This is a genomic window from Streptomyces sp. NBC_00259 (assembly GCF_036181745.1).
Lineage (GTDB): Bacteria > Actinomycetota > Actinomycetes > Streptomycetales > Streptomycetaceae > Streptomyces > Streptomyces pratisoli.
The window spans coordinates 3741999-3762926 of record NZ_CP108080.1 but is presented as its reverse complement, the minus strand read 5'-3'; the positions used below and the strand labels follow the sequence as shown (position 1 = coordinate 3762926).

22 protein-coding genes, 4 tRNA genes and 1 other RNA gene are annotated in these 20928 nt (G+C 71.6%); 18 read left to right on the top strand and 9 right to left on the bottom strand.

The features are described from left to right. Positions 1-5 precede the first annotated feature (5 nt). The 12 genes from OG766_RS16845 to OG766_RS16790 all read left to right on the top strand — a co-directional run bounded on the left by OG766_RS16845 (position 6) and on the right by OG766_RS16790 (position 7037). Complete coding sequence (locus OG766_RS16845; protein WP_328725688.1) at positions 6-1373, top strand: FtsK/SpoIIIE domain-containing protein; 1368 nt, start codon at positions 6-8, stop codon at positions 1371-1373. An 85-nt stretch (positions 1374-1458) separates the two neighbouring features. Beyond that, a complete protein-coding gene (locus OG766_RS16840; RefSeq protein WP_328725687.1) occupies positions 1459-1644 on the top strand; it encodes a hypothetical protein in 186 nt (61 codons plus the stop codon). Positions 1645-1716: 72 nt separating this feature from the next. Further along, on the top strand, positions 1717-2412 hold the full coding sequence (locus tag OG766_RS16835; RefSeq protein WP_266374127.1) for a DUF2637 domain-containing protein: 696 nt from the start codon (positions 1717-1719) through the stop codon (positions 2410-2412). A gap of 15 nt (positions 2413-2427) precedes the next feature. Next, entirely contained in the window at positions 2428-2610 is a 183-nt protein-coding gene (locus tag OG766_RS16830) for a hypothetical protein (RefSeq protein ID WP_266374129.1), read from the top strand. 5 nt (positions 2611-2615) lie between these two features. Next, positions 2616-2807, top strand: coding sequence for a mobile element transfer protein (locus tag OG766_RS16825; protein WP_266374131.1), 192 nt, complete (start codon positions 2616-2618; stop codon positions 2805-2807). 19 nt (positions 2808-2826) lie between these two features. Continuing rightward, positions 2827-3021 (top strand): hypothetical protein, encoded by a 195-nt coding sequence (locus OG766_RS16820; RefSeq protein WP_266374132.1) that lies wholly within the window; start codon positions 2827-2829, stop codon positions 3019-3021. 24 nt (positions 3022-3045) lie between these two features. Further along, the gene (locus OG766_RS16815) at positions 3046-3411 is read left to right on the top strand and encodes a SpdD-like protein (protein WP_328725686.1); all 366 of its coding nucleotides are present in this window, start codon (positions 3046-3048) and stop codon (positions 3409-3411) included. A 93-nt stretch (positions 3412-3504) separates the two neighbouring features. Beyond that, on the top strand, positions 3505-3699 hold the full coding sequence (locus OG766_RS16810) for a hypothetical protein (protein ID WP_328725685.1): 195 nt from the start codon (positions 3505-3507) through the stop codon (positions 3697-3699). Positions 3700-3704: 5 nt separating this feature from the next. Further along, positions 3705-3893 carry a hypothetical protein gene (locus tag OG766_RS16805; protein ID WP_266374137.1) on the top strand — a complete coding sequence of 63 codons (189 nt, stop codon included), beginning with the start codon at positions 3705-3707 and terminating at the stop codon, positions 3891-3893. Between the two features lie 148 nt (positions 3894-4041). After that, entirely contained in the window at positions 4042-5328 is a 1287-nt protein-coding gene (locus OG766_RS16800) for a replication initiator (RefSeq protein WP_328727487.1), read from the top strand. 234 nt (positions 5329-5562) lie between these two features. Then, positions 5563-5805 carry a helix-turn-helix domain-containing protein gene (locus OG766_RS16795; RefSeq protein ID WP_328725684.1) on the top strand — a complete coding sequence of 81 codons (243 nt, stop codon included), beginning with the start codon at positions 5563-5565 and terminating at the stop codon, positions 5803-5805. After that, a complete protein-coding gene (locus OG766_RS16790; protein WP_328725683.1) occupies positions 5805-7037 on the top strand; it encodes a tyrosine-type recombinase/integrase in 1233 nt (410 codons plus the stop codon). Before OG766_RS16795 ends, OG766_RS16790 begins: the two co-directional genes overlap by 1 nt. Before the next feature lie 79 nt (positions 7038-7116). Here the strand turns inward: OG766_RS16790 and OG766_RS16785 are convergent. Next, positions 7117-7204 (bottom strand) — tRNA-Ser (locus OG766_RS16785). Between the two features lie 73 nt (positions 7205-7277). Here OG766_RS16785 and ffs point away from each other — a divergent pair. From ffs to OG766_RS16755, 6 genes are all read left to right on the top strand, one after another. Further along, positions 7278-7372: signal recognition particle sRNA small type (ffs, locus tag OG766_RS16780), an RNA gene on the top strand. 96 nt (positions 7373-7468) lie between these two features. Further along, positions 7469-9814 (top strand): DNA polymerase III subunit gamma and tau, encoded by a 2346-nt coding sequence (locus OG766_RS16775; RefSeq protein WP_328725682.1) that lies wholly within the window; start codon positions 7469-7471, stop codon positions 9812-9814. Between the two features lie 61 nt (positions 9815-9875). Beyond that, on the top strand, positions 9876-11126 hold the full coding sequence (gene purD / locus OG766_RS16770; RefSeq protein WP_266379912.1) for a phosphoribosylamine--glycine ligase: 1251 nt from the start codon (positions 9876-9878) through the stop codon (positions 11124-11126). 340 nt (positions 11127-11466) lie between these two features. Then, positions 11467-13287 carry a hypothetical protein gene (locus tag OG766_RS16765; RefSeq protein ID WP_328725681.1) on the top strand — a complete coding sequence of 607 codons (1821 nt, stop codon included), beginning with the start codon at positions 11467-11469 and terminating at the stop codon, positions 13285-13287. A 265-nt stretch (positions 13288-13552) separates the two neighbouring features. Beyond that, complete coding sequence (locus OG766_RS16760; protein WP_266379909.1) at positions 13553-15040, top strand: N,N-dimethylformamidase beta subunit family domain-containing protein; 1488 nt, start codon at positions 13553-13555, stop codon at positions 15038-15040. A gap of 71 nt (positions 15041-15111) precedes the next feature. After that, on the top strand, positions 15112-16011 hold the full coding sequence (locus OG766_RS16755; protein ID WP_266379907.1) for a phosphoribosylaminoimidazolesuccinocarboxamide synthase: 900 nt from the start codon (positions 15112-15114) through the stop codon (positions 16009-16011). A 44-nt stretch (positions 16012-16055) separates the two neighbouring features. On the opposite strand, the gene OG766_RS16750 is transcribed toward OG766_RS16755, so the two are convergent. From OG766_RS16750 to OG766_RS16715, 8 genes are all read right to left on the bottom strand, one after another. Then, positions 16056-16131: transfer RNA gene (locus OG766_RS16750), tRNA-Gly, on the bottom strand. 22 nt (positions 16132-16153) lie between these two features. Next, entirely contained in the window at positions 16154-16795 is a 642-nt protein-coding gene (locus tag OG766_RS16745; RefSeq protein ID WP_328725680.1) for a response regulator transcription factor, read from the bottom strand. Then, positions 16734-18080 carry a sensor histidine kinase gene (locus OG766_RS16740; RefSeq protein ID WP_266379901.1) on the bottom strand — a complete coding sequence of 449 codons (1347 nt, stop codon included), beginning with the start codon at positions 18078-18080 and terminating at the stop codon, positions 16734-16736. Before OG766_RS16740 ends, OG766_RS16745 begins: the two co-directional genes overlap by 62 nt. A gap of 17 nt (positions 18081-18097) precedes the next feature. Beyond that, positions 18098-18901, bottom strand: coding sequence for an ABC transporter permease (locus tag OG766_RS16735; protein ID WP_328725679.1), 804 nt, complete (start codon positions 18899-18901; stop codon positions 18098-18100). Continuing rightward, positions 18898-19839, bottom strand: a complete 942-nt coding sequence (locus tag OG766_RS16730; RefSeq protein WP_328725678.1) for an ABC transporter ATP-binding protein — start codon at positions 19837-19839, stop codon at positions 18898-18900. Before OG766_RS16730 ends, OG766_RS16735 begins: the two co-directional genes overlap by 4 nt. Positions 19840-20014: 175 nt before the next feature. Beyond that, a tRNA-Gly gene (locus OG766_RS16725) sits at positions 20015-20087 on the bottom strand. 78 nt (positions 20088-20165) lie between these two features. Continuing rightward, positions 20166-20237 (bottom strand) — tRNA-Gly (locus OG766_RS16720). 137 nt (positions 20238-20374) lie between these two features. Continuing rightward, positions 20375-20704 carry a histone-like nucleoid-structuring protein Lsr2 gene (locus OG766_RS16715; protein WP_266379895.1) on the bottom strand — a complete coding sequence of 110 codons (330 nt, stop codon included), beginning with the start codon at positions 20702-20704 and terminating at the stop codon, positions 20375-20377. Positions 20705-20928: the final 224 nt, after the last annotated feature.

Here is a 20928-nt window from a genome sequence, read left to right as displayed (position 1 = left end):
GCGGAATGTCGACGAACACGTTCCTCGTCTTAGCCCTGGTGGTGGTCGCCGCAGCTTTGGTGCTGCGGCGGCTGCGCCCGGCCTGGTACTGGCTGAGCATCGGCATCAGTCTCGCGCTGGTGCGGGTGGTCGTGCGGTACGCCTCGGTCATGGACGCGTGCGGGTTGACCGTTCCGCCGTCCCGGTTCCGGCTCACTCTGGCCCGCCTGGCCAATCGTCCGGCGCCTGAGTCCCGTCCTCCGCGCATCCTGCGGATCCGGCCGACCCGTACCGGGCTGATGCTGCGCGTGAAGCTGCGTCCTGGTCAGGACGCGTTCGACTTCGCGGCCTCCACGGACCGGCTGCGGCACTCGTTCTCCATGCACGGCGTCACCTCCCGTGAGATCAAGTCGGGTGTGGTCGAGCTGCGCATGACCGGGTACGACGTGCTCCAGCGGGTGCAGATGCCTGCGAAGGTCGAGCGTGAGGGGCTTCGGATCCCGGTCGCGTTGCGGGAAGACGGAGAGGTCCACTACCGCGACTATCAGGAGGTGCCGCACTCGCTGGACCTCGGCGCGACGAAGTCGGGGAAGTCTGTCTACCAGCGCCGCTTGGTCAAGGAACTCGCCACACAGCACGTCGCCCTGGTCGGGATCGACTGCAAGCAAGGCGTTGAACTCGCCCCGCTGGCCCGCCGGTTCTCCGCGCTGGCCGACAACCCCGACGACGCGGCCGATCTGCTCGAAGCCCTCGTTGAGCGGATGGCCGACACCTATCAGGTGATCCGGCGCGAGCAGCGGATCAGCGCGGACACCCCGGACGCGGAGATCACCGCTGACATCTGGGGCCTGCCCGAGCATCTGCGACCGGTGCCTGTGGTCCTCCTCGTCGATGAGGTCGCCGAGCTGGCGCTGTTCTCCAACACCGCGGAGAAGAAGCGCCGCGAGCGGATCATCACCGCCCTGGTCCGCCTCGTCCAGCTCGGCCGCGCCGCAGGGATCTACGTCGAGGTCTGCGGGCAGCGCTTCGGTGCCGAACTCGGCGACGGGATCACCATGCTCCGCGCCCAGCTCACCGGCCGCATCTCGCACCGGGTCAACGATGAAGCCTCCGCCAAGATGGCCTTCGGCGACATCTCCCCTGACGCCGTGCTGGCCACGACACAGATCCCCGTCGAGCGCCCCGGCATGGCCGTGGCCGGTGACTCCACGGGCGGCTGGGTCCGCATCCGCACACCGTTCACCACGATGCGCCAAGCCGTGAACGCCTGCACCGCCAACGCCCACCGCACCCCCGTACTGGAGGGCCTGGAGCCCTTCCGCCCGGTGCTGCCAGACCTCGCCCCGGTCAAACTCCCGGCCCCGGCAGCGGCAACCAAGCCCGCCACAGCCTGACCCGCACCTCCATCCCGGTCGGCGCGACCGCTACGCGCCAAGTCCCTACCCCGCCCATGCCCGAAACCGGCAGGAGGCACCACCCATGACCACACGCAAGACCACCACCACCGCCCGCAAGCCCCGGGCGAAGAAGTGCCCGGACTGCAAGGGCACCGGCGAGACCGCCGTAACCGTCCGGGTCGGCTCCGCCCGCAAGCCCAGGGAGACCGCCGACCGGCAGGCCGCACTCTGCCTGACCTGCTTCGGCACCGGCACCCCGACCGACTGACCCCGCCGGGACCGGGCGGCCGGACTCGACTCCCCGCCCGGCCCCAGCCCAACTCCTCAAGGAGGTGAAGACATGACCCGCAAGGTCCGCTTGGATGCCGTGCTCGTGCAAGCCGTGATCGCCGGGGCGCTGTCCTTCGCCCACCTGCACGACCTCGCTGCCGCTGCCGGACAGGACGGCTGGAAGGCGTGGGCCTACCCCGTCTCCGTGGATCTGCTGCTCGTCGCTGCCTGGCGGCGCCTGCGGATCCTCCGTGCACAGGGCGAGTCGGCCGGTGCTGCGTGGACCTGGTTCGCCGTCGCCCTGGCTGCCTCGCTCGGCGCCAACGTCGCAACCGCTGGTCTGCTCGACCTGAGCAACGTCCCGGACTGGCTGCGCATCCTGGTCGCCGGGTGGCCCGCGCTCGCCTTCCTCGGCGGCACCCTGCTCGTCCACTCACCCACCGCCCCGGCCGCTGCTGCTGCTGACAGTGCCGTTGAGGCTGTCGAGGCTGAGCCGCTGCCGGTCGTCGAGCCGGTGGCTGTGCCGGCCGAATCGGCGCCCGCCCCGAACCCTGCCCCGGATGCGGTCGAGGCTGCGGAGCCGGTTCCGGCCCTGCCCGCCGCTCCGCCCCCTGCCGATGTGCCTCCGGCGCTCGTCGACCACGCCCGCAAGCTCGCCGACGCACACCGCTCGGCGACCGGCACTCCGATCGATGCCAACACCCTGCGCGAACGCCTCGGCCTGCCCGGCCCGATGGCTGACCAGCTCGCCGCCCACCTCGCCTGAAAGGACGGACTATCCATGCCCGGACACGAACCGACACGAGACGAATACCTGTCAGCAGCCCGCGAAATGGCCGACTCCGGTCGCACGACTCTGGCCCGGCTACTCGCCGAAGAAGCTGCAAATCGTGTCACCGACCCGGCCGACGCCGCCCGCATCCTCGCCGAGTTCCCCGGACTCAGCCTGCGATCGGAGAGCTGATCTCCATGCCTGCCCGTGACTTCTTCCACTCCGTGATGCGGATCGGCCCCGTGCAGATCGCCACCCACCGCGACCGGAACGGCCGCACCAAGCACGCCGCCGTCTGCTCCCGGGACGACTGCGGCTGGTCCGCCGACTACTCCAGCCAGTCCGCCGCCCAGCTCGCCGCCCGCACCCACCGCTGCCGCGCCAACTGACCACCAGGGAGCTACTGCCGTGAACGTCGAACTTCCGCTGATCGTCCTGGTCGCCATCTTCGGCTACTTCGGGATCAAGCTCATGCGCCCGCCGACGTGGCTGATCGTCGTGCTCCTCCTCGGCGGCTTCCTCCTCGCCGACACCTTCCTGGCCCCGGCCATCGAGTCCGGCACCCGCACCGGCGTCGACGCCGTCAACGGCACCACCAAGTAACCCAATCCAGAAGGGAGATCCACAATGCTCCGACCCCGCATCCCGACCATGCCGACCCCGACCATGCCGACCCCGACCGGCATCGTCACCCCGCTCGCCCTCCACCCGGCCCCGGCCGCGGTCGTCGAGCAGTCGTCCGCCGCGTGTGCCTGCCAGCACACCACGCCGGCCCCCGCCGTGGTTCCGGCCCCGGCTGCTTCCTCGGCGCCTGCGGTCCGGCTCAGCCCGACCGGTCTCCTCGTCGCGATCGGCGGCGGTGCCGCGGTCGTCCTCGTGGTCGGCGCGGTCCTGGTCTCCATGCTGCTCGCCGTCGCCATCACCGCGGCCTCGGTCGCCGTCTGCGCCGTCGTCCTGCGCTCCCTGCTCAACGGCAACCCGCGCCATCGCTGACCGGCCCTCCGGGCGGCCCTGAAACCGCCAAGTCTCCGCCGCCCGGACGGCCCAGCCCCTACCCGATCTCATCAACCGGAAGGACCCACCATCATGCCCCAGCACAACCATGCCCCGGCCCGCGTCTGCCCCTCCTGCGACGGCTTCGCCTCCGCCGCCGTCACCCTCGGCGGCCGCGACCGAGGCGGCCAGCGCCGCACCATCACCGCCCACTGCCGCACCTGCCAGGGCACCGGCACCATCCCGCCCCTGCGCCAGCTGCCCGACGCCGCCGTAATCGCCCGCTGACGGCCATGGCCGCCGACCTCGCGCCCACCGCCGACCGCCCCGGCGTCCACGTCGCCAAACCCGCCCGGGACGTCCCCGCTACCGGCTCCTACGCCTGCTGCTGCGGTGCCACTGCACGGGCCAAGGGCGACGACAACGTCCGCGACCTGGTCGCCGCCTGGATCGACCACCGCAACACCTGCCCCCACCGCTGACCACCCGCCGGGGCACCAGCCGCCGTTCCCCCCGGCCGGTGCCCCGGCCCCGCTCTGCTTCCTCTGAAAGGAGGACTCTGCCTTGACCACGACCACGACCGCGCCGCCTCCCGTGCGTGACCTCGCCTTCCTCGCCTCACTCGGCACCATGCCCGGCCTCATGCGCCAACTTCGGGGCCTGGGCGGCTGCACCACACCCATCCGCCTCGACGGCCACCGCACCGACGTCCACACCGGCACCGGCGAAATCCTGCACCACCTGACCGCGGCCGACCTGCCCGCCGGGAACCTCCTCGTCCGCTGCAACAACCGCCGCACCACCCGCTGCCCGGCCTGCGCAGAGACCTACCGCCGCGACACCTACCAACTCATCACCGCAGGCCTCCGCGGCGGCAAAGGCACCCCCGAACGCGTCGCCACCCACCCCCGGGTCTTCGCCACCTTCACCGCCCCCAGCTTCGGCCCCGTCCACAACCGACCCACCCGCGGCCACTGCCGCTGCGGCACCCCACACCCCGACGACGCACCCGAACTCGGCACCCCGCTCCACCCCGAAACGTACGACTACGAAGCAGCCGTCCTCTGGAACGCGCACGCCTCCAAGATCTGGGCCCGCTTCTCCATCTACCTGCGCCGCGAAGTCGCCAAGCGCGCCGGACTCACCCAACGCGACTTCAAGGAACACGCCCGCGTCTCCTTCGCCAAAGTCGCCGAATACCAGCGCCGCGGCGCCATCCACTTCCACGCCGTCATCCGCCTCGACGGCCCCGAAGGCGGCGACACCCCGCCCCCGGCCTGGGGCAGCGCCGAACTCCTCACCGACGCGATCCGCGCAGCCGCCAAAGCCGCCGACGTCCCCGGCCCTGTGGTCGACGGCCGTGCCCACACGTTCGCCTTCGGCACCCAGCTCGACATCCGGCCCATCCGCTCCGCCGACTTCGACGGCCCCGCCGAACTGACCGAACGCGCCGTCGCCGCCTACATCGCCAAGTACGCCACCAAGGGCGCCGAAACAGCGACCGGCACCCTCGACCGCCCCCTCCGGTTCCTCGCCGAACTCGGCCGCAAGTCCATCCCCGAACACGCCCGCCGGCTCATCCGCACCGCCTGGACCCTCGGCGCTCGCAAAGACCTGGAAGACCTCCGCCTGCGCGCCTGGGCCCACATGCTCGGCTTCCGCGGCCACTTCTCCACCAAAACCCGCCGCTACTCCACCACCCTCGGCGCCCTACGCACCGCCCGAGCCGAATGGCGACGCCTCCAAGCCGCCATCGCGCACGGTGACTCGCACCCTGTGCCGACCGAACCGGCCGACGATGACCCCACCCTCGTCCTCGCGCACTGGACCTTCGCCGGAACGGGCCTCGGCCGCGCCGAGGAATGGCTCGCCGCTTCAGCGTCAGCTGACATCCAGGAAGGGGCTGACCATGTCTGATCGTCTGCCGATCGTGCCAGGTACGGACTGCCCGGTGTGCCGACAGGACTGCACCGACCGCGCGGCCTGCTCCGCTGCCCTAGCCGCGGGGGAGTGGACGGCCTGCCTGGAGTGTGGTGGCGACGGCCGCCACTCGACCGAACGGCGATTCCCGTGCCCCGTCTGCGGTGGCTCCATGTTTGTGCCCACACGTGAAGTCCTGACCTTGCTCGGCCTCGATCCTTGGGAGGGGATGTGACTCCAGCAGCGCCCGCAGTGACCCTTGTGACTGCCGACCCAACGCTCCTGCTCCTAACTGTCGAGGAAGCTGCTCGTCGGCTAGGCATCGGTCGAACGACGTGCTTCGCGCTCATCGCCTCGGGCGAAATCGAGTCGGTCAAGGTCGGAAACCTGCGGCGCATCCCGGCTGACGCCCTGGCTGTGTACGTGGCACGCCTGCGCAAGGCTTCCGCCGCTCCCTGGGCTGGGGGTGCGTGATGGCGAAGACGAGCCGTGAGCCGAACGGCGCCGCCTCCATCTACAAGGGCGCCGATGGCCGGTGGCATGGTCGCGTCTCGGTCGGCGTACGCCCCGACGGCAAGCCGGACCGGCGACACGTTGGCCGGAAGACAAAGGCCGAGGTTGTCAAAGCAGTCCGTGAGATCGAGCGGAAGCGCGACGCAGGCAACCTAAGCAAGCCCGGCGAAATGTGGACGCTCGGGAACTGGCTGGAACACTGGGTGCACGAGATCGCCAAGAAGTACGTCTCCGAGAACACGTACGACGGCTACGAGGTCGACGTGCGCGTCCACTTGGGCCCGGGCATTGGGGCACACCGGCTCGACCGCCTGGAGCCGGAGCACCTGGAAGCCTTCTACGCCAAGATGCAGCGCGACGGCAGCAAGGCCGGGACCGCACATCACGTGCACCGCACCGTGCGTGTGGCACTCGCTGAGGCCCGGCGGCGCGGCCACGTCTCCCGGAACGTCGCTGAGATCGCCCGGGCTCCCCGGATCGAAGAGGAGGAAATCGAGCCGTACACCATCGAGGAGGTCCAGAGCCTGCTCCTGGAGGCGTCGAAGCTGCGCAACAGCGCACGGTGGGTCGTCGCCTTGGCGCTCGGCCTTCGCCAGGGCGAAGCTCTCGGACTTCAGTGGGAGGACGTGGACCTCGATGCTGGGTACGTCCGAATCCGCCGGAACCGGCTACGGCCGCGGTACCGCCACGGCTGCGGTAGTGAGCCATGCGGCAGGAAACCTGGCTACTGCCCAAAGCGCGAGCAGATCCGGCGCGAGCACAAGAACACGAAGTCGCGATCCGGCCGCCGCACGGTGGGTCTGCCTGATCCGCTGATCAAGTTGCTTCGCAAGCACAAGGAGGAGCAGGACCGGGAGCGTGCAGAAGCCGGGGGCGACTGGGAGGCCAAGGGCTACGTCTTCGCCTCACCGACTGGCGGGCCGCTGAGCCCGAACACCGACTACCACCTCTGGAAGCGGCTTCTCCGGGACGCGGGAGTGCGTGACGGGCGGCTGCACGATGCCCGGCACACGGCGGGCACGGTCCTCCTCCTGCTCGGGGTCCCGGACGTGATCGTGGACGCGATCATGGGCTGGGAGCCGGGCGGTGCCGCGCGGATGCGGGCTCGCTACATGCATGTGACCGGCCCCATGCTCCGTAAGGTCGCGGATCAGGTCGGCGAGAAGCTGTGGGGCTCCTCCGGGGCCGAATGAGACCAAAAATGAGACCACGCACGTCGAAGGGCCCCACCGCGAACGGTGGGGCCCTTCGACTTCGTGCCCGGTGAGGCACTGGCGGAGGATACGAGATTCGAACTCGTGAGGGGTTGCCCCCAACACGCTTTCCAAGCGTGCGCCCTAGGCCTCTAGGCGAATCCTCCGCTGGGAACATTACATGACGGGGAGGAGTGCTCGCGAACTCGTTCCCTGCCCCCGTCATCAGGTACTCTGTGCGGAGCCCCTCACGTGGCGCTATCTGACTGAACTCCCCCAGGGCCGGAAGGCAGCAAGGGTAGGTCGGCTCTGGCGGGTGCGTGGGGGGCGTTTGCGTTTCGGTGCGTTCACCGCCGGGTTTCCCGCGAGGTGGCTGCCGGGACGACGGTGGGCGGGGCCGGTTGTCGGTGGGCCCCGATAACCTCGTATGCGTGTCGTCCCTTGCGCTGTACCGCCGCTACCGACCCGAGTCCTTCGCCGAGGTCATCGGGCAGGAGCATGTCACCGACCCGCTGCAGCAGGCGCTGCGGAACAACCGGGTCAATCACGCGTACCTGTTCAGTGGGCCGCGCGGCTGCGGAAAGACGACCAGCGCGCGCATCCTCGCGCGGTGTCTGAACTGTGAGCAGGGGCCCACGCCGACCCCCTGCGGCGAGTGCCAGTCCTGCCGCGACCTCGCGCGGAACGGGCCCGGGTCGATCGATGTCATCGAGATCGACGCCGCGTCGCACGGTGGTGTGGACGATGCCCGCGAGCTGCGGGAGAAGGCGTTCTTCGGGCCCGCGTCCAGCCGGTACAAGATCTACATCATCGACGAGGCCCACATGGTCACTTCGGCGGGCTTCAACGCCCTGCTGAAGGTGGTCGAGGAGCCCCCGGAGCATCTCAAGTTCATCTTCGCGACGACCGAGCCCGAGAAGGTCATCGGGACGATCCGTTCGCGTACGCACCACTATCCGTTCCGGCTCGTGCCGCCCGGGACCCTCAGGGACTACCTGGGAGAGGTGTGCGCCAAGGAGGCCATTCCCGTCGAGGACGGTGTCCTGCCGCTGGTCGTGCGCGCCGGGGCCGGGTCGGTGCGTGACTCGATGTCCGTCATGGACCAGTTGCTCGCCGGCGCCGCCGAGGACGGTGTGACGTACGCGATGGCGACGTCCCTGCTCGGGTACACGGACGGGTCGCTGCTGGACTCGGTCGTGGACGCGTTCGCTTCGGGCGACGGGGCCGCGGCGTTCGAGGTCGTGGACCGGGTCATCGAGGGCGGCAACGACCCTCGGCGCTTCGTCGCGGATCTGCTGGAGCGGCTGCGGGACCTCGTGATCCTGGCGGCGGTGCCGGACGCGGCGGAGAAGGGGCTCATCGACGGCCCCTCGGACGCGGTCGAGCGGATGCAGGCACAGGCCCAGGTCTTCGGGGCCGCCGAGCTCAGCAGGGCCGCCGACCTGGTCAACACCGGGCTGACGGAGATGCGGGGCGCGACCTCGCCCCGGCTGCAGCTGGAGCTGATCTGTGCCCGGGTGCTGCTCCCCGCGGCCTTCGACGACGAGCGTTCCGTGCAGGCGCGGCTCGACCGGCTGGAGCGAGGCGGCGGGGCGGCGTTCGTGGCGCAGGGCTCCGGGCCGGCGATGGGGTACGTACCGGGGCCGGAGGCGCATGCGCCGATGGTGCCGGGCGGCGGTCCCGCTGCCGCGCGCGCGGCGGTACGGGGCGGGGGACCGGCCCCCGAGCCCCAGCCTCAGCCCCAGGCTCAACCCCAGCCCCAAGCCCCGCCTCAGGTCCAGGCCGAGCCACAGCCGCATTCGGTTCCGCAGGCGCAGGCGCAGCCCGCCGAGCCCGCGGCCCCCGCTCCCCAGCCGTCGCCCGCGACGCCCGCCGCCCCTGCCGAGGAGCCCCCCGCTCCCCGGCCGGGAGCCTGGCCGGGTGCCGCGAGCCCCGGCTCCGGTGCGTCCGCCGCGTCCCGGCCCGGTGCCTGGCCCTCCGCCACCGCGCCCGGCCAGGGCCAGGGCCAGGGCCGTCCGGAGCCCGCGCCCGCGGTCACGCCGTCGGCCACGCCGACCGCCACACCCGCCGCCGCGCCTCCGCCCCAGTCCGCGCCCGCGGCCGTCGCCCCCGCCGCGGCTCAGGGAGCGGGCCAGGTGCGCACCATGTGGCCGGACATCCTGGAGGCGGTGAAGAACCGCCGCCGTTTCACGTGGATCCTGCTCAGTCAGAACGCACAGGTGGCGGGCTTCGACGGCACCACCCTCCAGCTCGGGTTCATCAACGCCGGCGCGCGCGACAACTTCGCGAGCAGCGGCAGCGAGGACGTGCTCAAGCAGGCGCTCGCCGAGCAGTTCAACCTCCAGTGGAAGATCGAGGCGATCATCGATCCGTCGGGTGGCGCGGGACAGCCCCCGGCGGGATCGCCCGGCGCGGGCGGAGGCGGCGGATACGGCGGCGGCAGCGGCGGATACGGAAGTGGCGGCGGCGGAGGTTACGGCGGCAGGCCCGACCAGGCCCCCCCGGCGGCGCCCGCCCAGCAGCCGGCCCGCCCGGTGCAGCAGGCTCCGCAGACCTCAGCGGCGGCCCCCGCGCCCGCTCCACGGCAGACGCCGTCCGCCCCGGAGCCCCCGCGTGCGCCCGCCCCGCAGGCCCCGGCCGCTCCGCGATCCGTCGCACCCGAGGACGACATCCCGGAGGAGGACGATCCGGACCTTGTGGACTCCGCGCTGTCGGGCCACGACCTGATCGTCCGGGAGCTCGGTGCCACGGTTGTGGAGGAATACACAAACGAGTAGGTGCGGGCGCTTCGGTGGCCCGCACAAGGTCACGAGTGGCGAGCGGGCTACCCTGGCTGCCGTGAAGGTCCTCGTCATCGGCGGCGGCGCCCGCGAACATGCCCTGTGCCGCGCTCTCTCCCTCGACCCCGACGTCTCAGCTCTGCACTGCGCGCCCGGCAACGCCGGAATCGCGGGAGTCGCCGAGCTGCACCCGGTGGACGCCGTCGACGGCGACGCCGTGGCCGCGCTCGCCACCGAACTCCAGGCGGAGCTGGTCGTCGTCGGCCCCGAAGCGCCGCTCGTCGCCGGTGTCGCCGACGCCGTACGGGCCGCAGGCATCCCCTGCTTCGGCCCGTCCCGGGAGGCGGCCCAGCTGGAGGGCTCCAAGGCCTTCGCCAAGGAGGTCATGGCCGCGGCGAACGTCCCGACCGCGCGCAGCTACGTCTGCACGACGCCCGAGGAGATCGACGAGGCGCTGGACGCGTTCGGTGCGCCGTACGTCGTCAAGGACGACGGTCTCGCGGCGGGCAAGGGCGTCGTCGTGACCCCCGACCTGGAAGAGGCGCGCGAGCACGCGCTCGCCTGCGGCCGCGTCGTCATCGAGGAGTTCCTGGACGGACCCGAGGTCTCCCTCTTCGCCATCACCGACGGCGAGACGGTGCTTCCGCTGCAGCCCGCGCAGGACTTCAAGCGGGCACTCGACGGGGACGAGGGCCCCAACACCGGTGGCATGGGCGCCTACTCGCCGCTTCCCTGGGCCGACCCGAAGCTCGTCGACGAGGTCATGGAGACCGTGCTCCAGCCCACGGTGGACGAGTTGCACCGCCGCGGCACGCCCTTCTCTGGCCTGCTGTACGCGGGGCTCGCCATCACCAGCCGTGGCGTACGGGTCATCGAGTTCAACGCCCGTTTCGGCGACCCCGAGACCCAGGTGGTCCTGGCCCGGCTGAAGACGCCGCTCGCGAGCGTCCTCCTCAACGCCGCGCAGGGCACGCTGGACGACGAGCCTCCGCTGAACTGGCGCAACGAAGCCGCCGTCACCGTCGTCATCGCCTCCCACAACTACCCGGCCACCCCCCGTACCGGCGACCCGATCGAGGGACTGGACACCGTCGCGGCGCAGGACGCCCCCGACGCGTACGTCCTGCACGCCGGGACCAGGAAGGAAGGCGACGCCATCGTCAGCGCCGGCGGCCGAGTGCTGTCGGTGACGGCGACCGGTGAGGACCTCGTACAGGCCCGCGACCGGGCGTACGCCGCGGTGGACCGCATTCACCTGGACGGCTCGCACCACCGCAAGGACATCGCCGCGAAGGCCGCGCGAGCCTGACCGTGCGGGGCCGGTCACGCACCGGCCCCCGCACCGGCCTCCGCCCCCGCACCAGCCTCGGTCTCGGCCCCGGCCCCCGCCCCCGCCCCGGCACCATCCGTCCCCGGGGGCTGAAGGCCTCTTCACCCCATGTCAGCGGCTGTCAGCAGCTTTGCCCAAAGGCATTCCATCGAGTGACCGCTGCCCCATCCGGATGACGCCCGCTCGCGCCCCAACTAGGGTGCGGCGCAAGCGTTCCGGCACTTGGCCCACCGGCATTGCGATGTCTGTGGCGGGTGCCACAGTGGGGGAGTGAGCAACGCCGCCGTAGGGCAGAGGGGCAGAGGGGGTGAGTCCGGCCGTGTCCGGAACCGTATTCGGTGAGGAAGTGGGCGCGCTGGCCGCGCGCTCCCGGGCTCTCGCCGTGCTGCGCGTGCGCAGCAGGGCACTGGCCCTCGCGCTGGTTCCCGCCGCCGTCGCCGTAGTGCTGCTCGTCGGCGAGGTCACCGGCCGGATCGGCGGCGAATCCTGGGACGCCGCACGCTGGGCGGTGACCTCGACCGCCGTGGTCGTGCTGCTGGTGGCCGCCGTCGTCGCCGCCGTGATCGCCAGGGCCAGGCCCGCCGTCAGCCCGACGGTGCCGCTGGCCGAGGCCTCCGCCCCGGATCTGTACCGGCTGGTGGAGGATCTGGCCGACCGGCTGGACGTCCCGGCGCCCTCCGCGATAGCCCTCACCCCTGACTGCGACAGCTGGCTCGAGGACCGTACGCATCCGTCGCACACCCCCCGCGGCAGCACCACCGGGGACGGTGCTCCTGTCCTGGTCATCGGTTCCCCGTTCCTGTGGTGGATGCGGGTCGCCGAGCTGCGCGCCGTCCTCGCCCCGGTCGTCGCCGGTACGGGTCCTTCGGCGCACCCGGACATAGCCGCGGCCCGCCGCTTCGTCCGCGGCCTCGACGCGGCGGTGGGGCTCGGCACCCGCCCCGGTCTCGATCCGGCACGACGGCTCGCGTTCGGTTTCGTCGGCCGGATCGCCCGGCTGCTGCTGCACGGCTGTCGCCGCCACGCCGCCGAGATGGAGCGGGGTGTCGCCGCGGCAGGGTCCGAGCGCGCCCAGGCGGTGGACTACGGTCTGCGGATCGTCGCCCAGGAGCAGGTCGGCCTCGCCTACGCGGGCTGGGACCGGCTGCTGACCCGCGTCGCACTGCCCGCCTGGCGGATGGGGCGGTGGCCGAGCCGCCTCGACGCCGGGGTGGTCTCGGCGCTGACGGAGCTGTCCCGCCGCGACCGGCTCGCCGAGGGCTTCGCGTCCCGGCTCGGTGAGCGTCCCGCCTGCGATCTGCTGGAGGAGCCGGGCGCGGTCGACGAAGCGGCCTCTCTGCTGGCCGCGCGCCTCTTCCACGGTGGGCCCGCCGAGGCCGGACCCGAGTGGTCCCCGGTGGACTGGCAGCAGTACCCGGAAGAGGTCGTGGACCGGAAATGGCGCACGGAAGCCGCGAGGCTGCACCGCGTTCTGGACGCGATGGGGGTACGGCCCGCCACCGGCGTCCCGGCGGGGCCGACGCTCGCCCGGGTGATGGAGCACCTCTCCGGCGACGGTCCGGTCACCGCCACGGGCCCGTCCGGGGGCGTGCCGGAGGCCATGGCGCAGGGCGTTCCCGAGGCCGATCCGGCAGATCCGGCAGATCCGGCAGATCCGGCAGATCCGGCTGATCCGAACGATCCCGCCGACCTCGCCGCGGGCGACCTCGCCGACCCTGCCGACCCGACCAACCCCGCCCCGGGCGCCGTCCTTGCCGCCCGGATCAGCGCGGACGTGGCCCGAGAAGAGGCCGCCCGTGAGCGCTCTGCGGTGCCGCGGGTCGTGGACTCCGCGGCGGGCGCCCTCGACGTCTGGGGCACCGATCCGCTGCCGCTCGTACCGCTCCAGCCGCCCCGTACCGCACGGGAGCTGCTCGCCGACCATGTCACCGCGATGGTCTGCTGCGCCGCCGTCGACACGGCAGGCGCCGTTCCCGGCATGGACTGGCTCGACGGGCCGGCCCTGCTGATCGACGGCGAGCGGCGTACGGACCTGGGCTCCCGGGTGCTGAGCCTGGTCGAGGACGGTGACCCGGAGCCGTTGCGCACCTGGCTCACGACGACGGGCATCCGCCCGGAGAAACCCGTCAGGCTGGTCTGACCACCCCGCCACCCGACCACGGCCCGGGTGCATCGCAGCCCCGCCACCCCGCAGCCCCCGTCGGTCCCACCTGCTTCACCCGCTTCACCCGCGCCTGCCGCCCCATACGCACCTTTTGTGCCGTCGAAACAGGAATAGTGAGTTCCGTTCACGTCAATTCGCGACGAACGGTGACGGAGTGCGCGCGTTATGTGATGTGCTGGGCAACGACGCTGACAGTCGGCGTGACAGGACAGGTTCCGGGGGGCCGAGGGAGGGGCGCACCATGGGGGCGGAGGAGATTCGTCGGGCGGAGCAGATTCGACGATGGGAATCGGGCGCCCTCGCCCATGCCGTCACGGATCCGTTCGGCCAGGGCCCGCTGCCCTGGCTGCGCGGCAGCGAGCACTACTTCGACGACACCGGCCAGGTCGTCCCCTGGTACGTGGACCCGGACCCGCTCGCCGGCAGCGTCAAGCGTGCCCGAGGCCTGCGTACCGCCGACGACGTGCACCGTCAGATCAAGGGCTTCGCGTCCACCGGCGCCGTCGCCCCGGGCGAGGCCATCGACTTCCATGTGACGGTCGACCCGCCGCAGCGGTTCTCCGTCGACGTCTACCGGATCGGTCACTACAGCGGCGACGGCGCCGCCAAGATCACCACCAGCCCCCGTCTCGCGGGCATCGTCCAGCCGCCCCCGCTCGCCGCCGACCGCACGGTCTCCTGCCACCACTGGTGGCTCTCCTGGCGGCTGCAGATCCCGTCCTACTGGTCCATCGGCGCGTACGTCGCCGTGCTCACCACCGCCGACGGCTACCGCTCGCACATCCCCTTCACCGTCCGCGACAGTCATCCGGCCGATCTGCTCCTGCTGCTGCCCGACATCACCTGGCAGGCGTACAACCTCTATCCGGAGGACGGGCGGACCGGCGCCAGCCTGTACCACGCATGGGACGAGCAGGGCAGGCTGCTCGGCGAGGACGACGCGGCGATCACCGTCTCCTTCGACCGTCCGTACGCGGGCGCGGGCCTCCCGCTCCATGTCGGGCACGCCTACGACTTCATCCGCTGGGCCGAGCGGTACGGATACGACCTCGCGTACGCCGACACCCGCGATCTGCACGCCGGCAGGGTCGACCCCACCCGCTACCGGGGCCTCGTCTTCCCCGGCCACGACGAGTACTGGTCGGCGCCCATGCGCCGCACCGCCGAACTCGCCCGCGAGCACGGGACCTCCCTCGTCTTCCTCTCCGCCAACACCATGTACTGGCAGGTGGAGCTCGGCCCGTCCGCGTCCGGCGTCGACGACCGGCTGCTGACCTGCCGCAAGCGCCGGGGCCCCGGCCGCTCGGCACTCTGGCGCGAGGTCGACCGGGCCGAACAGCAGCTGCTCGGCATCCAGTACGCGGGCCGGGTCCCCGAGCCCCACCCCCTGGTCGTGCGCAACGCCGACCACTGGCTCTGGGAGGCGACCGGCGCCGGCGACGGCGACGAGATCCCCGGCCTGGTCGCGGGCGAGGCCGACCGCTACTTCCCGCGCACGCCGCTGCCCGAGCACGAGGGCCGCATCCTGCTCGCCCACTCGCCCTACGCGGACGGCGAGGGCGCCGTCCGCCATCAGGAGACCTCCCTCTACCGGGCTCCCTCCGGCGCTCTCGTCTTCGCCTCCGGCACCTTCGCCTGGTCTCCGGCGCTCGACCGGCCGGGCCATGTGGACGAGCGGATCCAGCGGGCCACCGCCAACCTCCTCGACCGGATCTGCAAACGCGACTGACCCGCGACCGGCCGCGCTCCCAGGGTGCGAGAGAATCGAAGCGCTCCTGGATCAACCTACGCGGAGGAACCGTGTCCGGATTCGTAGAAAAGCCCGAGCCGATTCAGGTTCCGGGGCTGACCCATCTCCACACGGGCAAGGTCCGCGACCTGTACGAGACCCGGACCGGTGACCTCGTGATGGTCGCCAGCGACCGCATGTCCGCGTACGACTGGGTGCTGCCGACCGAGATCCCCGACAAGGGGCGGGTGCTCACCCAGCTCTCCCTCTGGTGGTTCGAGCGTCTCGTGGACCTCGTCCCCAACCATGTGATCTCCACCGACCTCCCGGCCGGCGCCCCCGCCGACTGGGCCGGCCGCACCCTGATCTGCAAGGCGCTCGACATGGTGCCGGTCGAATGCGTCGCCCGCGGTTATCTGACCGGCTCCGGCCTCGCCGAGTACAACGAGACCCGTACGGTCTGCGGCCTCGCCCTGCCCGAGGGCCTCGTGGACGGCTCCGAGCTGCCCGCCCCGATCTTCACCCCCGCCACCAAGGCGGCCGTCGGCGACCACGACGAGAACGTGTCGTACGAGAAGGTCGCCCACCAGGTCGGCGCCGAGACCGCCGCCGTGCTGCGCCGGACGACCCTCGATGTCTACGCACGCGCCCGTGACATCGCCCGGGAGCGCGGGATCATCCTCGCCGACACCAAGTTCGAGTTCGGCTTCGACGGCGAGCAGCTGATCATCGCCGACGAGGTGCTGACTCCGGACTCCTCGCGCTTCTGGCCCGTCGACCAGTGGCGGCCGGGCCGCGCCCAGCCGTCGTACGACAAGCAGTACGTACGCGACTGGCTGACCTCGCCGGCCTCCGGCTGGGACCGCAAGAGCGAGCAGCCGCCGCCCGCACTGCCGCAGGACGTCGTGGACGCGACCCGCGACCGGTATCTGGAGGCGTACGAGCTGCTGACCGGCACCACCTGGTCGTAGTCACGAAGAAGCCCCCCGGCCGATCGGCCGGGGGGCTTCTTCTCTGGAGCGGACGACGAGATTCGAACTCGCGACCCTCACCTTGGCAAGGTGATGCTCTACCAACTGAGCCACGTCCGCATGCGCCGTAGCGCGAGGACCACTATACCCAACCGCGCTCGCGTGCGAGACGCACCGCGGTGTGCCGGTTCTCGGCGCCCAGCTTCACGGCTGCCGACGACAGGTAGTTACGGACCGTTCCCTGGGACAGCGATGCCCGCTCGGCGATCTCCGCGATGGGCGCGCCGTCCCCGGCCAGTTCCAGCACCTCGGCCTCGCGCGCGGTCAGCGGGGAGTCCCCGGCGGAGATCGCGTCGGCGGCCAACTCGGGGTCGACGTAACGGTTTCCCGCGTGGACGGTGCGGATGATCTCGGCGAGCCGCTGGGCGCTGACGGTCTTCGGTACGAAGCCGCGGACACCGGCGGTGAGCGCGCGCTTCAGATGCCCCGGGCGGCCGTGACCGGTCACGATCATGGTCCGGCACTCCGGCAGCTCGGCCCTCAGTGATGTGGCGACCTTCACACCGTCCCCGCCCGGCATCTGCAGGTCCAGTACGGCCACATCGGGCCGGTGTGCCCGCGCCATGGCCAGTGCCTCGGATCCCGACGCGGCCTCGGCGACGACGAGCAGATCGTCCTCCAGCGCGAGCAGCGCGGCGAGCGCGCCGCGGATCAGGTGCTCGTCATCGGCGAGCAGCACCCGCACGCGATCCTGGTTCACGGTCGTCCTCCTGTTCCGGGGCATCGCCGGTCCCGCCGGTCTGTTCTGGGGCATCGCCGGTCCCGCCGGCGTTCGGGGACGGGCACTCCACGGCCGCTCGCGGTAGCGGAACCTCCGCCGTGAGGCGGAATCGGTCGCCCGCCGTGCGCTCCGCGTCCAGCGTGCCGCCCAGCGCGGCCAGCCGCTCCCGGAGTCCCGCGAGTCCCGAGCCCTGCCCTCGCGTGGCATCCGGAGCAGTCGAGTTGCGTACGCCGTCGTTCTCCACCGTCAGCACCGCGGAGCCGGCGGACACCGCGAGGCGGATCGAGCAGCGCGCCGCGTCCCCGTGCCGCAGCACGTTGGTCGTCGCCTCGCGGACGACCCACGCCAGCGCCGACTGGACCTCGGCCGGCAGGTCCGAGTCCGGCGACCCGATCGAGCAGTTGATCCCCGCGGCCGTCAACACGCCTCGCGCGCCCGCGAGTTCCGTGTGCAGGTCCGCCGCACGGTATCCGCGTACGACATCGCGCACCTCACGCTGCGACTCCTGTGCCGTGCGCTGGACCTCGGCCATCTGCTCCACGGCCTCCGGCCGTCCCCGCCGGGCCAGTTGCACGGCGAGTTCGCTCTTCAGCGCGATCACCGCGAGATTGCGCCCCAGCACGTCGTGCAGGTCCCGTCCGAACCGCAGCCGTTCCTCGGCGACCGCGAGACGCGCCTGCACGTCGCGTGCCTCGCGCAGCTCCCACATCACCGCGAGGACCCACATGGAGACGCGGATGGTGAACGCGGTCCACGCGATGGTGAAGCCGGCCACAGCGGCGAAGTGCGCCACGTCGGCCGACGTGGCCCCGCGCAGGGGAAGCAGCCCGGCGATCACGGCCAGCACCGCCCCCTGGGTCAGAGCGAGGGTGCTGCCCTTCGTGATCAGGCACTGGCTGATCACGAAGGGCAGCAGCGCCGTCGCCAGCATCATGACCAGCAGCCCTGTCGACGAGACGGCCGGGGCCAGCCCCAGCACGGTCCCGACGACCGCGGCCGTCGTCGACGCCGCACAGCCGACGACCCGGCGTGGCACCGCTCCCCGGCCCAGATACGCGTCCATCGACCGCCGCGCCAGCCGGGCGCAGACCAGGCCCATCGCGAGCGCGAGCGGTGGCCCGACCACGACCAGCGCCGGTGTGCCGCCTTCCCGGACCGGCTCCGTCAGCAGGAGCAGCGCAAGGCCGACGGCCGCGGCCCAGACGAGTCCGTAGACCGTGCCGCGCGTATAGAGGTCGACCTTGGCCGGCCGGCTGCGGCCGCTCCAGCCCTTCACCCGCACAGTCACTCCCGAAAGCTCACGAATCAGCGCCGCGGCTCCCAGCGGAACCACCGCCGCACAGCAAACACCGAGATCACGGTCCAGGCCAGTGCGCTCAGCGCGGCGCCCGCCCAGTCGGCCGCGCCCGCGCCGCCGAGCAGACCGGCCTCCACCAGCCGTACCGCACCGGTCATCGGCAGCAGCTCGCACACCGACGCGATCCGCTCCGGCAGCAGATCGAGCGGGACGAACAGCCCCGAGCCGGCCGCGGTGACCAGGAACAGCGGCATCGTCGTGATCTGTGAGCTCTCCACGGTGCGGGTGATCGCGGAGGTCGCGGCGGCGAGCGCCGTCATCAGGACCGTGCCCAGCAGCACGCCCGCGAGGAGCAGTTCGGGCCGTGGTGGCGCACCCGTGCCGAGGAACGCGGCGCCCGCGACGACGATCAGCGCACACTGCACGAGTGCCAGCGCGGCGGCCGGCAGCGCGGTCCCGGCGAGGACCTCCAGGTCGGACACCTCGCCCGTCCGCAGCCGCTTGAGCACCAGCTCCTCACGCCTGGCCACGAACGCGGAGGTGAGGTTGAGGTACACGACGAGGATCAGCACGAGCCCGATGGCGCCGGTCAGCAGCGCGCCGCCGACGGTCACTCCGGTCCCGGCGAGGTCGAAGCGGTCGAGCGTGGACCGCAGCGGGACGACCATCGCCACGGGCATCAGCAGCGCGACGAACAGCGCGGTCCTGTTCCGTACGAGGAGGGTCAGCTCGGCCCTTCCGAGCGCCGTCAGCCGGCCGGCCGCCGTCGTGGTCGTGACCGGGGTCGTGGTTGTCGTGGTTGTCGTGTTCACAGGGCACCTTCCAGTTCCGCGTCCGTCCGTGACCGGGCGATGTCGAGGAACGCCTCTTCGAGCGAGGCGGAGCGGGCGTCGAGCCCCTCCAGCCGTACGCCGGACTCCTCCGCCCAGCGGAGCAGTTCACCGAGCGATCGCTGCAGGTCGTGCGTACGGATCTCGATCCGCTGCCCCTCGGCCGCGGCACGCAGCGCGAGCGGCAGCCGCGCCGCCGGTACCTCCCGCGGCAGGACGAAGCGGATACGGGACGGACGCGAGGCGGTCACCTCGGCCGGGGTGCCGGTGGTGACGATCCGCCCCTCGTGCATGATCGCCAGCCGTTCGGCCAGCGTCTCCGCCTCCTCCAGGTAGTGCGTGGTCAGCAGCACGGTCGTCCCCGTGTCCCGCAGCTCCCGCACCAACTCCCAGGTGTCCCGTCGCCCTTCCGCGTCCAGGCCCGTCGTGGGCTCGTCGAGGAAGAGGACCTCGGGCCGGCCGAGCAGGGCGAGTGCCAGATCGAGCCTGCGCCGCTCACCGCCGGAGAGCTGCTTGACGCGTACCCGGGCCCGGTGTCCGAGGCCCACCAGGTCCAGCGCCTCCGGCACGGGCCGCGCCCCACTCGTGCAGCCGGCCCACATCCGCACGGTCTCCGTGACCGTCAGATCGGAGGGGAAGCCGCCCTCCTGGAGCATGACCCCGATCCGGGGCCTTACGGCGGCGCGTTCGCGGTACGGGTCGTGGCCGAGCACCCTCACGGTCCCGGCGCTCGGAGCGGCGAGTCCCTCCAGCAGCTCGACGGTGGAGGTCTTGCCGGCGCCGTTCGTCCCGAGCAGCGCGAACAGTTCGCCGCGTGCCACGGAGAACGTGATTCCGCTCACGGCCTCGTAGCCGCCCGTGTAACTGCGGCGCAGCTCGGCCGCCTCGATCACGTACCCGTCGGTCCCATCGGTTTCCATACTTCGAGGGTTCCGCCGGACCGGGGCCGGGGGCAGTGCGTGCTGTCATCGCCGCACATGACAAATGTCAGTACCGAGGCGCGGACAGAGGTCGCGCACATACCGAGGCGCGCACAGAGGTCGCGCACATACGACGAAGGCCCCGGTCGTGATGACCGGGGCCTTCGTTCACCTGAGCGGACGACGAGATTCGAACTCGCGACCCTCACCTTGGCAAGGTGATGCTCTACCAACTGAGCCACGTCCGCATTGCTGCCGCTCAGCTCTCACTGGGCGGTGCGTCACCACTGTACCTGATCCACCGGAGTGGTCGGTGAGCGGTGCGGAGCGGGTGACAGGAATTGCACACTGCGCCTTCCCTCTGGAAGAGGGCTGTTCTACTACTGAACTACACCCGCACGCTCCGTGAGGTCCGGCCTTCCGGCCTCGCCCCTCGGCGTGCTCCAGACTTTAGCCCACCTGCGGGGGTGCAGTGCAACTCGGTTCACCGCGGGTGCCGGTTGGCGGGTCCTTCTCCCCGTGTCCTGGCGGTTGTTCAGCTCGCCTCGCGGAACGCCTCGTACACGCGCTTGGGGATGCGCCCGCGGGCAGGTACGTCCATCTTGTTGGACTGGGCCCAAGCGCGGACGGCCGCCGGGTCGGGGGCGAGGGCGGTGTGGCGGTACTCCCTGTGGGGTCTGCCCGCGTGCTTGCCCGCCTTGCGGCCCGCCGCCACGTACGGGGCGAGGGTCTTGCGCAGTTTCTTTGCATTGGCGGGATTCAGGTCGATCTCGTACGACTTCCCGTCCAGGCTGAACGAAACCGTTTCCGTCGCTTCTCCGCCGTCGATGTCGTCGAAGAGTGTCACCACTACGCGCTGCGCCACGGATATCGGTCCTTTCCTGCGGTTCGCCGTGCCGTGTCGGTACAGGTCAGTACCGACACGGGGCGATACCGGTATTCCGGCTGCTGCGGGGCATTGCTGCTTTCCGCCGTATTCCTTTGTACAGCGGACGGCAGCGCATTGTGAAGCCCAGCCAATTGCATCCGCGTGTCCTCCGCAATGGGTCGGCGGAGTTTTTCTCTGGATTTTCACATGGGGTTCTCCCG

Coding starts and splice junctions, on each gene's coding strand:
- OG766_RS16845 (WP_328725688.1), top strand. CDS start 6: ATGTCGACGAACACGTTCCTCGTCTTAGCCCTGGTGGTGGTCGCCGCA.
- OG766_RS16840 (WP_328725687.1), top strand. CDS start 1,459: ATGACCACACGCAAGACCACCACCACCGCCCGCAAGCCCCGGGCGAAG.
- OG766_RS16835 (WP_266374127.1), top strand. CDS start 1,717: ATGACCCGCAAGGTCCGCTTGGATGCCGTGCTCGTGCAAGCCGTGATC.
- OG766_RS16830 (WP_266374129.1), top strand. CDS start 2,428: ATGCCCGGACACGAACCGACACGAGACGAATACCTGTCAGCAGCCCGC.
- OG766_RS16825 (WP_266374131.1), top strand. CDS start 2,616: ATGCCTGCCCGTGACTTCTTCCACTCCGTGATGCGGATCGGCCCCGTG.
- OG766_RS16815 (WP_328725686.1), top strand. CDS start 3,046: ATGCTCCGACCCCGCATCCCGACCATGCCGACCCCGACCATGCCGACC.
- OG766_RS16810 (WP_328725685.1), top strand. CDS start 3,505: ATGCCCCAGCACAACCATGCCCCGGCCCGCGTCTGCCCCTCCTGCGAC.
- OG766_RS16805 (WP_266374137.1), top strand. CDS start 3,705: ATGGCCGCCGACCTCGCGCCCACCGCCGACCGCCCCGGCGTCCACGTC.
- OG766_RS16800 (WP_328727487.1), top strand. CDS start 4,042: ATGCCCGGCCTCATGCGCCAACTTCGGGGCCTGGGCGGCTGCACCACA.
- OG766_RS16790 (WP_328725683.1), top strand. CDS start 5,805: ATGGCGAAGACGAGCCGTGAGCCGAACGGCGCCGCCTCCATCTACAAG.
- OG766_RS16760 (WP_266379909.1), top strand. CDS start 13,553: ATGGGGGCGGAGGAGATTCGTCGGGCGGAGCAGATTCGACGATGGGAA.
- OG766_RS16745 (WP_328725680.1), bottom strand. CDS start 16,795: ATGCCCCGGAACAGGAGGACGACCGTGAACCAGGATCGCGTGCGGGTG.
- OG766_RS16730 (WP_328725678.1), bottom strand. CDS start 19,839: ATGGAAACCGATGGGACCGACGGGTACGTGATCGAGGCGGCCGAGCTG.